The 13,698-nt window shown below is 59.5% G+C and carries 13 protein-coding genes; 9 read left to right on the top strand and 4 right to left on the bottom strand.

Translation table 11 applies throughout. The features are described from left to right. Positions 1-294 precede the first annotated feature (294 nt). From iolG to iolB, 8 genes are read left to right on the top strand one after another with little or no spacing between them, the layout of a single operon-like run. Positions 295-1,281, top strand: a complete 987-nt coding sequence (iolG, locus tag N1249_RS16005) for an inositol 2-dehydrogenase (RefSeq protein WP_259831017.1) — start codon at positions 295-297, stop codon at positions 1,279-1,281. 31 nt (positions 1,282-1,312) lie between these two features. Further along, on the top strand, positions 1,313-2,242 hold the full coding sequence (locus tag N1249_RS16000; protein WP_023333011.1) for a sugar ABC transporter substrate-binding protein: 930 nt from the start codon (positions 1,313-1,315) through the stop codon (positions 2,240-2,242). A gap of 48 nt (positions 2,243-2,290) precedes the next feature. Beyond that, a complete protein-coding gene (locus tag N1249_RS15995) occupies positions 2,291-3,838 on the top strand; it encodes a sugar ABC transporter ATP-binding protein (protein WP_080328437.1) in 1,548 nt (515 codons plus the stop codon). A gap of 11 nt (positions 3,839-3,849) precedes the next feature. Continuing rightward, the gene (locus N1249_RS15990) at positions 3,850-4,878 is read left to right on the top strand and encodes an ABC transporter permease (protein WP_014071313.1); all 1,029 of its coding nucleotides are present in this window, start codon (positions 3,850-3,852) and stop codon (positions 4,876-4,878) included. 8 nt (positions 4,879-4,886) lie between these two features. After that, on the top strand, positions 4,887-6,020 hold the full coding sequence (locus N1249_RS15985) for a Gfo/Idh/MocA family protein (protein WP_259838153.1): 1,134 nt from the start codon (positions 4,887-4,889) through the stop codon (positions 6,018-6,020). A 12-nt stretch (positions 6,021-6,032) separates the two neighbouring features. Further along, a complete protein-coding gene (gene iolC, locus N1249_RS15980; protein WP_259831006.1) occupies positions 6,033-7,937 on the top strand; it encodes a bifunctional 5-dehydro-2-deoxygluconokinase/5-dehydro-2-deoxyphosphogluconate aldolase in 1,905 nt (634 codons plus the stop codon). Positions 7,938-7,948: 11 nt separating this feature from the next. Continuing rightward, positions 7,949-8,839, top strand: a complete 891-nt coding sequence (gene iolE, locus N1249_RS15975; RefSeq protein ID WP_259831004.1) for a myo-inosose-2 dehydratase — start codon at positions 7,949-7,951, stop codon at positions 8,837-8,839. A gap of 9 nt (positions 8,840-8,848) precedes the next feature. Next, on the top strand, positions 8,849-9,673 hold the full coding sequence (gene iolB / locus N1249_RS15970) for a 5-deoxy-glucuronate isomerase (protein WP_259831002.1): 825 nt from the start codon (positions 8,849-8,851) through the stop codon (positions 9,671-9,673). A gap of 54 nt (positions 9,674-9,727) precedes the next feature. On the opposite strand, the gene N1249_RS15965 is transcribed toward iolB, so the two are convergent. From N1249_RS15965 to N1249_RS15955, 3 genes are all read right to left on the bottom strand, one after another. Next, a complete protein-coding gene (locus N1249_RS15965) occupies positions 9,728-10,471 on the bottom strand; it encodes an alpha/beta fold hydrolase (RefSeq protein ID WP_259831000.1) in 744 nt (247 codons plus the stop codon). A gap of 10 nt (positions 10,472-10,481) precedes the next feature. After that, on the bottom strand, positions 10,482-10,943 hold the full coding sequence (locus N1249_RS15960) for a DUF6130 family protein (protein WP_259830998.1): 462 nt from the start codon (positions 10,941-10,943) through the stop codon (positions 10,482-10,484). A 207-nt stretch (positions 10,944-11,150) separates the two neighbouring features. Further along, positions 11,151-12,323, bottom strand: coding sequence for an MFS transporter (locus tag N1249_RS15955; RefSeq protein ID WP_259830997.1), 1,173 nt, complete (start codon positions 12,321-12,323; stop codon positions 11,151-11,153). 98 nt (positions 12,324-12,421) lie between these two features. On the opposite strand from N1249_RS15955, the gene N1249_RS15950 reads away from it, so the two are divergent. Beyond that, the gene (locus N1249_RS15950; RefSeq protein ID WP_259830995.1) at positions 12,422-13,312 is read left to right on the top strand and encodes a LysR family transcriptional regulator; all 891 of its coding nucleotides are present in this window, start codon (positions 12,422-12,424) and stop codon (positions 13,310-13,312) included. Here the strand turns inward: N1249_RS15950 and N1249_RS15945 are convergent. Next, positions 13,309-13,497 (bottom strand): YfgG family protein, encoded by a 189-nt coding sequence (locus N1249_RS15945; RefSeq protein WP_041162103.1) that lies wholly within the window; start codon positions 13,495-13,497, stop codon positions 13,309-13,311. The two genes, N1249_RS15950 and N1249_RS15945, sit on opposite strands and share 4 nt — an antisense overlap. Positions 13,498-13,698: the final 201 nt, after the last annotated feature.

Here is a 13,698-nt window from a genome sequence, read left to right as displayed (position 1 = left end):
CCGTAACGAAATTTTCATTTCATTTTTCTTCTTCCCCCTCACCCTAACCCTCTCCCACCGGGAGAGGGGACGGTTCGGTGCAGTTTTTCCGCCCTCTCCCTGAGGGAGAGGGCCGGGGTGAGGGGGATATGTCCTCCCTTCTATGTTGTGAGATTGATAACAGAATTTATCTCATTCATCTCAAAAGTGTTAACTCGCACTCAAAAACATAATTTTCACTATTTATAAAAATGAAATAAATGTTTTATTTATAGAGTCGTTAGTTCACAGCATTCACCAACACCGGGAGCCGTTATGTTTAACATTGCTTTACTGGGCGCTGGCCGAATCGGCCAGGTACATGCAGCTAACATCGCCAGCCACGGCGCGACCACGCTCTGGTCCGTGGTTGACCCGAATCAGGAATTTGCCACCCGCCTCGCCGCGCAGTATCAGGCCCGCCAGCAGAGCCTGGATGAGGCGATGACTGACCCTAACGTTCATGCCGTGCTGATCGCTTCCGCGACCGATACCCACGCGGACCTGATTGAAATGGCCGCCCGCCACGGCAAGGCCATCTTCTGTGAAAAGCCGGTACACCTCGACCTCGCCCGCGTGCGCGACTGCCTGAAAGTGGTCAAAGAATATGACGTACCACTGTTCATCGGCTTTAACCGTCGCTTTGATCCGCAGTTCCGCCGCGTGAAAACCGACGCCCAGGCCGGGCGCATCGGCAAGCCGGAATCGCTGCTGATCATCTCCCGCGACCCGTCCCCGCCGCCTGCTGAGTACGTGCGCGTTTCCGGCGGCATGTTCCGCGATATGACCATTCATGACTTTGACATGGCACGCTTCATCATGGGCGAAGAGCCGGTGTCGGTGTATGCCCAGGGCAGTAATCTGGTGGATCCGGCGATTGGCGAGGCGGGGGATATCGATACCGCGTTTATCGTTCTGAAATATGCCTCCGGCGCGATGGCGACCATCGTTAACAGCCGCCGTTCATCTTACGGCTACGACCAGCGCCTGGAGCTGCACGGCTCCGAAGGGCTGCTGTGCGCGGGCAACATTCTTGAAAACCAGGTGCAGCACTACGGCCAACAGGGCTGCACCAGCGCGCTGCCGGAACACTTCTTCCTGCAACGCTACAAATCCGCTTACGTCGCGGAATGGGAACACTTTGTTGCGGTCCTGCGCGGCGAAGCGGTGCCTGATTGCAGCGGCGATGATGGTGAACGTGCGCTGTACCTTGCGGATAAAGCGCTGGAGTCGCTGCGTAGCCAGCGCGAGATCGTCCTCTAAACACAACAACCCTACACAGAGAGACATAATAATGAAAAAACTGATCGTAGCCGCCCTCATCGCCATGACGTCCGGGGCTGCCCTCGCCGAAAACGAGCAAATTGTTTTCAGTACGCCAAACCTGGCCATGCCGTTTGAAGTTCACATGCAGCGCACGGCGGTGAAAGCCGCAAAAGAGATGGGCGTTAAGCTTCAGGTGCTGGACGGGCAAGGCAGCTCACCGAAGCAGGTGGCTGACCTGGAAAACGCCATCACCCGCGGGGCGCAGGGCTTTATCGTCTCCCCGAATGACGTGAATGCGGTCTCCAGCGCGGTGGATGAAATTCAGGATGCGAAACTGCCGATTGTCACCCTCGACCGCTCCGTCGATAGCCAGAAGAAAGTGCCGCATTTCGGCGCCAACAACTACAAGGGCGGCCAGGCGGTTGGCGACTTCGTTAAAACCAAATTCCCGAACGGCGCGGACATCATTCTCCTTACCGGTCAGCCGGGCTCCTCTTCCAATATTGAACGCACCAAAGGGATCCGCGACAGCCTGAAGGCGGGCGGGGATAAGTACAAGATCGTCGCCGATCAGACCGGAAACTGGATGCGTTCAGAAGGGATGCGCATTGTGGAAAGCGTGCTGCCTTCGCTGCCGAAACGTCCGCAGGTGATCCTCTCCGCCAACGACGATATGGCGCTGGGCGCGATTGAAGCCCTTCAGAGCCAGGGCGTGAAACCGGGCGAAATTCTGGTCACCGGTTTTGATGCCGTTCCTGAAGCACTGGCTCGTGTGCGCGACGGCTGGCTGGCGGTAACGGCGGATCAGCGCCCGGGCTTTGCGGTGCAGACGGCGATGAGCCAACTGGTGGCCAACGTGCGCGAGAAAAAAGCCATCACCGGGGCCGACTATCCGCCGACGCTGATCACCAAAGAGAACCTGCAGCAGGCTGAGCGTATCGGTGAGGCCGGTAACTAATATGTCCCGAGCCGCCTTTGGCGGCTCATCATGAGGAGGAGCAGACTGATGTCGCAACCCTTACTGAAAGTGACCGACCTGGCAAAAAGCTTTTCCGGCGTCTGGGCGCTGAGCAGCGCTCAGCTGACCGTCGGCAGCGGCGAAATTCACGCCCTGCTGGGGGAAAATGGGGCAGGAAAATCAACGCTGCTGAAGGCGCTCGCGGGCGCGCAGCCGCAAACGCGCGGGGATATCTGGTTCAACGGCGAAACGCTGCCGGTGGACGACTCCCCGGTGGAGCGCCAGAACAAGGGCATTATTACCATCTATCAGGAATTCAACCTGCTGCCCAACATGACCGTCGCGGAAAACATGTTTCTCGGGCGCGAACCGCGTAAACGTAACCTGATCGTCGACGAAAAGGCGGTAAACCAGGAGGCGCAGGTCATTCTCGATTACCTGCAGCTGAACGTTGCGCCGACCACGCCTGTCGCCCGCCTGAGCGTCGCCCAGCAGCAGATGGTGGAGATCGCCCGGGCGCTGACCCTCAACGCCCGGTTAATCATTATGGACGAACCTTCCGCAGCGCTGAGCGACAGCGAGGTGGAAAGCCTGCACCGCGTGGTGCGGGAGCTTAAAAACCGCGGCGTGAGCATTATTTACGTTACCCACCGTCTGCACGAGGTTTTCCAGCTCTGCGATCGCTTCACTGTTTTCCAGGACGGCCGTTTCACCGGCACCGGCGCGGTGGCAGAGACCAACGTCGAACAGCTGATCCGCCTGATGGTCGGGCGCGACGTGGCCTTTAATCGCCGCCCTGCCAGCGAAACCCATCATGAAGACAAACCCGTGCGCCTGGCGGTGAAGGGGCTGAGCCGAGAAAAGCCGCCGCTGGATCCGCATGGCATCGCCCTGCACGACATCAGCTTCCACGTCCACGCCGGGGAGGTCCTGGGCATTGCCGGGCTGGTGGGCGCGGGACGTACCGAAGTGGCTCGCTGCCTGTTTGGCGCTGATGCGTTTACCTCGGGGAGCTTTGAGCTGGACGGCGTGCCGTATCAGCCGCGCGACCCGCTGTATGCCCTTGATCAGGGCGTGGCGCTGGTGCCGGAAGATCGTAAAAAAGAGGGGGCGGTGCTGGGGCTGTCGATTCGCGACAACCTGTCGCTTTCTTGCCTTTCGTCGCTCCTGCAATGGCGCTGGTTCGTGAACACCCGCAAAGAGGACGATCTGATTGAGTCCTACCGCCAGGCGCTGCAGATCAAAATGGTCAACAGCGCGCAGGAGGTGCGCAAGCTCTCCGGCGGCAACCAGCAAAAAGTGATCCTCGCGCGCTGCATGGCGCTCAACCCACGGGTGCTGATCGTCGATGAGCCGACGCGCGGCATCGACGTGGGGACCAAATCAGAAGTGCACCAGGTGCTGTTTGATATGGCGAAAAAGGGCGTGGCGGTGATCGTGATCTCCTCCGATCTGCCTGAAGTGATGGCAGTGTCTGACCGGATCATCACGCTCAGTGAAGGCCGGGTGACCGGTGAGATCCACGGTGACGACGCTAACGAAGAACGGCTGATGACGATGATGGCCATCAACCACAACGCCCTGAACGCGGCATAACGGAGTTTCTCATGACGCAGATGATTTCTAAAACGCAGGCCCCGGCTAAACGCGCCGGACGCATCGATCCCATCGCCTTCTTCGAGCGCTTCGGGGTACTGATTTTCATGATCCTGCTGCTGATCTTCTTCCAGTCGCAGAACAGCAATTTTTTCTCTGAGCGCAATATTTTCAACATCCTGACCGAAGTCTCCATCTACGGGATCATGGCCGTGGGGATGACCTTCGTTATCCTGACCGCTGGGATCGACCTCTCCGTGGGCTCCATTCTGGCGGTGTGCGCCATGACCGCGGCGTACGTGATTAAGGGCGACAACTTCACTACCGTCGACCCGAACGCCTGGGGCGGCATGAGCTGGCTGATTGGGCTGGGGATTTGTCTGGCCATGGGTACGGCGATTGGCTTCCTGCACGGTCTGGGCGTGACTCGCCTGCGCCTGCCGCCGTTCATCGTCACCCTCGGTGGGATGACCATCTGGCGCGGCCTGACGCTGGTGATTAACGACGGCGCGCCGATTGCCGGTTTCGACCCTGGCTACCGCTGGTGGGGACGCGGGGAGTTGCTCGGCATCTCCATTCCTATCTGGATCTTCGCCATCGTTGCCATCGGCGGGTATCTGGCGCTGCATAAAACCCGCTGGGGTCGCTTCGTCTACGCCATTGGCGGTAACCCGGAGGCGGCACGCCTGGCGGGGGTGAACGTCAAGCGCGTGCTGGTCAGCGTGTATGTGTTGATTGGCTGTCTGGCAGGGCTGGCGGGCTTCATTCTGAGCGCGCGTCTGGGGAGCGCCGAGGCGGTCGCCGGGATCTCCTTTGAGCTGCGCGTCATCGCTTCGGTGGTGATTGGCGGCACCTCGTTGATGGGCGGTTACGGGCGTATCGGCGGCACCATTATCGGCTCCATCATCATGGGCATTCTGATTAACGGCCTGGTGCTGATGAACGTCTCGGCCTACTACCAGCAAATTATCACCGGATTAATTATCGTTCTGGCGGTGGCGTTTGATACCTACGCCAAGAGCCGTCGCGGCGCACTGTGAGGATCATGATGAAAGAGGTTCGTATTGGATTGATTGGCACCGGGTATATCGGCAAGGCACATGCCATCGCCTATGCCCAGGCCCCGACGGTATTCAACCTGCGTGGCAAGCTGGTGCGCGAGATGGTGGCCGAGGTGAACCCTACGCTGGCGGCAGAGCGGGCGCAGGCATTTGGCTTTAACCGTTCAACCGGAGACTGGCGGGCGCTGGTGGCCGATCCGGCCATTGACGTGGTGGATATTTGTTCGCCTAACCATCTGCATAAAGAGATGGCGCTGGAGGCGATCCGCCACGGCAAGCACGTTTATTCGGAGAAACCGCTGGCGCTTAACGCCCACGACGCGCGCGAGATGGTCGACGCCGCGAAGCGGGCCGGGGTGAAAACGCTGGTGGGATTCAACTACATGAAGAACCCGACGGCGCAGCTGGCGAAGGAGATTATCGCCCGCGGCGAGATTGGCGAGGTGATCCACTTCTACGGCACCCACAACGAAGACTATATGGCCGACCCGCTGTCGCCCATTCACTGGCACTGCTTTAAAGAGACCGCCGGGCTGGGTGCGCTGGGCGATCTGGCAGCCCATATCGTCAATATGGCGCAGTACCTGGTGGGGGATATCGAGCAGGTCTGCGGCGATCTGAAGATCGTGGTCCCGGCGCGCCCGGCAAAGACCGGATCGTCAGAGATGATCGCCGTCGAAAACGAGGATCAGGCCCACGCGATGGTGCGCTTCGCGGGCGGGGCACAGGGCGTTATTGAGACCTCCCGCGTCGCCTGCGGCCGCAAGATGGGGCTCTCGTATGTGATCACCGGGACAAAAGGCGCCATCAGTTTCACCCAGGAGCGCATGGCCGAGCTGAAGCTCTATCTGCATGACGATCCGGTGAACCGCCAGGGGTTCCGCACGCTGCTCGTCGGCCCGGCACACCCGGACTACGCCGCGTTCTGCATGGGCGCGGGGCACGGGATTGGCTTTAACGATCAAAAAACGGTGGAGGTGCGCGACCTGGTAGACGGGATCGCCGCCGACGCGCCGATGTGGCCGGACTTTGAAGAGGGCTGGAAGGTGTCTCGCGTGCTGGACGCGATTGCACTCTCACACCTGCAGGGCCGCTGGCTGAACGTGAACGACATTGTCTGATGAGGTATCAATGTGGAAAAGCAGTTTGATGTGATATGCATGGGCCGCGTGGCGGTAGACCTCTACAGTCAGCAGATTGGTGCCCGCCTGGAAGATGTGTCGAGCTTCGCCAAATATCTCGGTGGTTCTTCCGGCAACGTGGCGTACGGCACCGCGCGCCAGGGGTTACGCTCGTCGATGCTGGCACGGGTTGGCGATGAACATATGGGCCGCTTCCTGCGGGAAGAGCTCAACCAGGTGGGCTGCGATACCAGCCATCTGATAACCGATAAAAACCGCCTCACGGCGCTGGTGCTACTCGGCATTAAAGACCGGGACACTTTTCCTCTGATTTTTTATCGCGATAACTGCGCGGATATGGCGATTACCGCCAGCGATGTGGACGAAAGCTACATTGCCTCCGCACGTTGTCTTGCCATCACCGGGACGCATCTTTCTCATCCGCAGACCCGCGAGGCGGTGCTGACGGCGCTGGGCTATGCTCGTCGTCACGGCGTGCGCACGGTGCTGGACATCGATTATCGTCCGGTACTGTGGGGGCTGACCTCCTTAGGCGATGGCGAAACGCGCTTTATCGCCGCCGATCAGGTCACCCGCGAATTGCAGGAGGTGCTGCATCTTTTCGACGTCATTGTCGGTACCGAAGAGGAGTTTCACATTGCGGGCGGCAGCACGGATACCCTTCAGGCGCTGGGCCAGGTGCGTGCCGTCAGTGAGGCAACTCTGGTCTGCAAACGCGGCGCGCTCGGCTGTTCGGTCTATAGCGACGCCATCCCGCTACGGCTGGACGATGGCCTGACGGTGACCGGCGTGCGCGTGGAGGTGCTGAACGTCCTTGGCGCGGGGGACGCGTTTATGTCCGGCCTGCTGCGCGGCTACCTGAACGACGAAGGCTGGGAGCAGGCGTGCCGCTACGCCAACGCCTGCGGCGCGCTGGTGGTCTCGCGCCACGGTTGCGCCCCGGCGATGCCGAGCAAAATTGAGCTGGATGATTATCTTTCCCGCGCCGCCCTCGTTTCGCGCCCGGATCTCGACCCGCGTCTTAACCATCTCCATCGCGTCACCACCCGCCGCCGCGAGTGGCCGGAGCTGTGCGTGATGGCCTTCGACCACCGCAGCCAGCTGGAAGAGATGGCGCTGCAGTGCGGCGCGTCGCTTAAGCGCATTCCGGCACTGAAGCAGCTGATCCTGCAGGCCAGCCGCGAGGCGGCGAGCCGCGCCGGGCTGGAGGGCAAAGCCGGTCTGCTGTGTGACGGCACCTTTGGTCAGGACGCGCTGAACGCGATAACCGGCGAAGGCTGGTGGATTGGTCGCCCCATTGAACTGCCGGGCTCGCGGCCGCTGGAGATGGAGCATGGCAACATCGGCACCCAGCTTATCAGCTGGCCGCAGGAGCACGTGGTGAAGTGTCTGGTCTTTTTCCATCCGGAAGATGCCCACGGCCTGCGCCTGGAGCAGGAGCAGAAAATCGCCGAGGTTTACCACGCCTGCTGCCAGTCCGGACACGAGCTGCTGCTGGAGGTGATATTGCCCGCGACTATGCCACGCAGCGACGAGCTCTACCTGCGCGCCATCTCCCGCTTCTACAACCTCGGTATTTACCCCGACTGGTGGAAACTGCCGCCGCTCTCCGCCGACGGCTGGACGGCGCTGAGCGAGATTATCGAACGCCGCGACCCGCACTGCCGCGGGGTGGTGATCCTCGGCCTGGACGCCCCGGCAGAACAGCTGCGTGCAGACTTCAAAGCCGCAGCGGGGCAGGCGCTGGTTAAAGGTTTCGCCGTGGGACGCACGCTGTTTGGCGATGCCTCTCGCGCGTGGCTGAAACACGATATTGACGATGCGCAGCTGGTGGCGCGCATTCGGGACAACTACCTGCAGCTTATCGCCTGGTGGCGCGAGCGCGGACACGCATAATGGAGACGACAATGAGTGTACAACTGGGCATTAACCCGCTGACATGGACTAACGACGATCTGCCTTCTCTTGGCGCGGAGACATCGCTGGAGACTTGCCTGAGCGAAGGGAAAGAGGCCGGTTTTGCCGGTTTCGAGCTGGGTAACAAATTCCCCCGCGAAGCGCGCCTGCTTGGCCCCATTTTGCAGCGCCATGACCTGCAACTGGTCTCTGGCTGGTACTCCGGCCGCCTGCTGGAGCGCAGCGTGGAGGAAGAAATCGCCGCCGTGCAGTCCCACCTGACGCTGCTGCGCGAGCTGGGGGCGAAGGTGCTGGTCTTTGCGGAAGTGAGCGGCTGCATTCACGGCGAGCAGCAGACCCCGGTGCATCTGCGCCCACGCTTCCCGCAGGCGCGCTGGAAAGAGTATGGCGAGAAGCTCACCGAATTTGCCCGCTATACGCAGCAGCAGGGCGTGCAGATTGCTTACCATCACCATATGGGCACGGTCATTGAGTCCGCCGAAGACGTGGACAATCTGATGATCCACACAGGCGACGCGGTGGGGTTACTGCTGGATACCGGCCACCTGACCTTCGCCGGGGCAGATCCGCTGGCGGTGGCGCAACGCTGGGCGTCGCGTATCAACCACGTCCACTGCAAAGACGTGCGTGCCGACGTGCTGGCCGACGTGAAAAACCGTAAAACCAGCTTCCTTGATGCGGTGCTGAGCGGCGTGTTTACCGTGCCGGGTGACGGCTGCGTGGATTACCCGCCGATCATGCGGCTGCTGAAAGCGCAGGACTATCACGGCTGGCTGGTGGTGGAGGCCGAGCAGGATCCGGCGATTGCCCATCCGCTGACTTACGCCCGTCTGGGGTATAACAATCTGAGCCGCCTGGCGCGCGACGCCGGACTTATTTGAGGAGGTGACATGTCACGTCTGTTATCACGCTGGCAACAGCCGAACGGCGAGGGGCGCACGCAGTCCGTCACGCCAGAAAGCGCAGGCTGGGGGTATGTCGGCTTTGAGGCGTATGAGCTACAGGAGGGGCAGCAGCTGACGCTGCCCGCCGTCAGCGAAGAGCGCTGTCTGGTACTGGTGGCCGGACGCGCCTCCATCAGCACGCCTTCCGCGCAGTTCAACGACATCGGCGAGCGGATGAGCCCGTTCGAGCGTATCAAACCGTGGGCGGTTTACGTCACCCCGCAGGAGGCAGTGCAGGTGAAGGCGCTGACGAAGCTGGAGCTGGCGGTCTGCGCCGCCCCCGGTAAAGGCACGTATCCGACGCGGCTGATTGCCCCGCAGGATATCGACGGTGAGGCGCGCGGCAAGGGGCATAACCAGCGCTACGTGCACAACATTCTGCCGGAAGATAAACCGGCCGACAGCCTGCTGGTAGTGGAGGTCTGGACCAACGAAGGGTGCACCAGCTCGTACCCGAGCCATAAGCACGACATGGATAACCCGCCAGACGAAACCTATCTGGAGGAGACGTACTACCATCGTCTCAACCCGGAGCAGGGGTTTTGTATGCAGCGTGTCTATACCGACGACCGGTCGCTGGATGAGTGTATGGCGGTCTACAACCGGGATGTGGTCATGGTGCCGAAGGGCTATCACCCGGTGGCGACGATGGCCGGGTATGACAGCTATTACCTCAACGTGATGGCCGGGCCGGTACGCAAATGGATGTTCACCTGGGAAGATGACCACGCGTGGATTAATCGCGATTACCCCGCGGATGGCGGGCGCTGAGGCTGTTTTTTGCCGGGTGGCGCTGCGCTTACCCGGCCTACAATTCGCAAAAAATTACTTTGCTTCAATCGCCTGCTCAATCGTCCGGGCGATGGCGTCCGGCTGGCTCACCATCGACACGTGGCTGGCCGCCACTTCCGTGGTGTTCGCATGGATCGCTTTCGCCATTGCACGCTCAAGATCGGGGTTGATCATACGGTCATTCTTGCTGACCACATACCAGCTCGGCTTAGTGCGCCACGCGGCGCGAGTGATCTTTTCGCCAAACGCATCGCCCTTTATGGGCCCCTGCGTGGCCGCAATGCTCTGTTGTTCACCCGGTTTCACGTCAGGCGCGAAGTCCTTCCTTACGGCTCCTGTCGGCAGGTATAAATAGCCGTCCGCCGTTTTAGCAATGCCCGCGCTGCCCGGCGGCGCAGGGAAGCTTCCTGCCAGATCCGCCGTCGACTGACCGGAATCCGGCGCGAATGCCGCCACGTAAACCAGCGATTTTACCCGCGCATCGTTGCCCGCTTCACTAATCACCGTCCCGCCCCAGGAGTGGCCGACCAGCACTACATCACCCTGCGCACGAGCAATGGCACGCTGCGTGGCGGCCACGTCATCTTTCAGCGACGTTAACGGCAGCTGCACGGCAATGACCTCCGTGTGCTGTTTTTGCAACTGGTTGATGACCTTATTCCAGCTACTGCCATCGGCAAAGGCGCCATGAACCAGCACCACGCTGGTTTTGGTTTCGGCAAATGCGCTGGCAGAAAGCGCCAGCAGGCCAGCCGTTAAGATCGACAATGTTTTCATATTCAGCCCCTTAAAAGTGATGAATTGCCGCATGTGGCGGTACGGTGAACGAGATGGTTTTGTGGTCGATGGGTTTATGCGTCGGATCGGCGAGGATGATGGTCACTTTATGTTGACCTGCGGGTAGCCCGACCAGGATCACCGGCTCACCGCTGGTGTCCGCCCAGTGCCATGGCGCGTCATCCACAACGACGTGAATGTGGCCAATACGCGGCGTGACCTTTAGCGCTTCCGGGCCGAATACTGGCTCGATACGCAGGTTTTCGACCCGGTATTGAATAAACACCGCGCCTTTACTTAGCGGGCCCGCAAGCGGCGGGTCAACAATCAGCTTTGCCGGCGGTTGTGGATGTGCGAGCGGCGCAACGGCCGCCGGGCCGTTCACCTCAGCGGCGCTGAGGCCATCTAATGGTCCGGCCCAGCCAGGGGAGGTGAGCGCGATAAAGGGGAGTAACAGATAGTGATATTTCATCAAGTGTCTCCTGTGAATGTAAAAACTGACGACAGACACAGGAGACCACTTTTATGTATCAGGCCTGTTTGTCTTCATGGGCTTTTTGTATCGCCGCGTAAGCCTGGTGGGTGAGATACAGTGCGATACATTTGCCGCATGGCTTGCCAGCGAGGGATCTGGCTAAATGACGGGCGCGAGTTTGACGATTGACGGCGGGTTTGTAGTTTAACCGCTCAGGGCAGGGACGCCCTGACGACGTTGCTTTCTCACGAGCGTGATGGCCAGTGCAGCAATCGCCAGGGTCAGGCTTAACGACACCCACATCGCGCCCGTTATTCCGAGCGTTTTACTCAGCCACGCATAGGCAAAGGGCGACGCCGCCGCCATCAGCTGCCCCGGGATAAGCAATAATCCGGTGCGTCTGGCGTAGCTTGCGGCACTGAACAGCTCCAGCGGCAGCGTTGCTTTGACTATCGTCACCAGCCCGTTAATTGCACCATACCCCAGCACAAATCCGGCGGCGCACCACGCGAACATCGACCCGCTCAACCCGACAAGAAAACAGACCGGCATGGCAAGCGAGGTCAGTAATGTTAGTCTGAACGGTGTCAGGCGCGTACCCGCCAGTACTTCCATCAGCCGTGCACCAGTTTGCCCAAATCCCCACAGCATCCCAATGCCAACCGGTAGACCAAAACTGGCGATAAATTCCGGCAGGTGTGTTGAAGTCCCGTTAGAGACAAAAGTGATAAGGGCGATAAATGTCGCATACAGCCATCCGTTATGCGGGTCATCTTCCGGTACAGAGGCTTTGGCTTTTGCAGTAACCAGAGGCTTGTGGTGAGGCAACTGGCAGATAAGCACGGCACTCAGCAGGCCAAAAAGGGCATAGACCAGAAGCGCATCCTGCCAGCTCATCACCCTGAGCAGCGCATCGCCCAGGGGCCAAAATACGGCGGATGCCAGACCACCGGCCAGGGTGACGCGGGAAATTGTGCGCCGGGCCTGCTGGCCGTAGAGGTTTACCAGTGAGGCGAAAAGCGCGTCATACAGCGAGAGCCGCATTCCGATACCGGTGATGAGCCAGACGGCATACCAGCCCGCGAGGGTAGAGGTATATGTCATTGCCACACAGCCTGCGGCGATCAGCAAGGTCCCGCTCATCACCACCCGTTGCCCGCCAAAGCGCGCCAGCAAGCGGGCGACAAAAGGGGAGACGGCGGCCATCATCAGCATGGCGAGAGTCAGGCCAAGATAGATTTCCGGCGATGACCATCCCCGGTCGCGGGCAATCGCCTGCGCGAAGGTGCCCGGCATATAAAAAGAGATGCCCCAGTTAATGAGCTGATTACAACCGGCAGTCAGAGAGAGGCGTCGGGGCAGAACAGGTGTTTCCATTATTTTTCATTCCGTTAATGCAGTTGTCCTCAGCATAACGGGCGCGGTATTGTGCAGGCAGGCTCGCGACCTTATGACCTGTATAAGAGAAACTTTGAATGACGATGCTAAATCTGGGCAATCTGGCGACTTTTCGCCTGGTGGTACAGCGGGGCAGCTTTTCAGCCGCTGCGGATGTGCTTGGCATTTCTCAGCCTGCGGTTAGCCTGCAAATCCGCCAGCTCGAGCAATTTCTCCGGACGCGATTAATTGAGCGCACGGGGCGCGGCATTAAAGCCACCGCCGCCGGACTGGCGCTGCTGAGCCACGGGGAGCGGATCGAACAGGTGGTGGATGAGGCCATTCGTTCCGTCAGCGAGTTTAACCGCGAGGTGAGCGGTACAATCACGCTCGGGACTGGGGCTACGGCCTGTATCCATCTTTTGCCCCCTCTGTTGCAGCAGCTACGAAGCGACTATCCGTTGTTAAAGGTGGGTGTCACCACCGGGAACACGCTCGATATCGTCCGCGCGATTGAAGAAAACCGTCTGGACATGGGGCTGGTCACGCTGCCTGTCAGCGGGCGCGCGCTGGAAGTCATGCCGGTGATGAACGAAGAGTTTGTCTTTATTGTTTCGCAGGATCAGCCTGGCGCGTGGGATGTGCTGACGCCAGGGGGGCTGCACGCTCAGCCCCTGATTGCGTTTGAATCGGGAAGCGGTACGCGTGCGCTGATTGACGGCTGGTTTGAAGCCTGCGGGATCGCGATAGCGCCGGTGATGCAGCTTGGGAGCATTGAGGCCATCAAACGTATGGTGCGTGCAGGGCTTGGATACAGCATCGTGCCGCGAATGGCGGTGGAAAACTCAGCCGATCGGGAAGGGTTAAGCGTGCATTCATTGACACCGGTTTTGCATCGTCAGCTGGCCGTAGTGATGCGCCAGGATAAAATCCTGAGCAAAGGGATCTCTGCCATTATACGGATGCTGCAAAATAAGCCGCTGGATTAGCGTTCGGAAGTCTCGACAGACAAACTGGTTTGCTGGGATTGCATCTTGTCCTGATGGTGATACCAGGCGCCAATGGAAGAATAAACAAAGCGGCCAAAGAAAAAAAGAAAACTAATAAGCAGTATGATGCGGGTCATCCGAGTGTTAAATCGATGTCGTTTGTGCATACGCGTGGCCTGACTCACTGTGTTTATCCTGGGCATACCCTTTTGGGCGATACGGATATTAAGGCACAGCGGGAAGAGGGGGTCAATTCCGGGATGTGTAAAAAACCGTCAATGTTTACATTAACTAATGTTATTAAACATGGTTTATGCATTTACTGCTTTGATAAAATAAAGAAAATTAGCGCTGAATTTCGTAAGAAAGCATTATTCGAATAAATT

It is taken from the genome of Enterobacter sp. CP102 (assembly GCF_025152625.1).
Lineage (GTDB): Bacteria > Pseudomonadota > Gammaproteobacteria > Enterobacterales > Enterobacteriaceae > Enterobacter > Enterobacter soli.
This window is presented reverse-complemented; position numbering and strand designations above follow the sequence as displayed.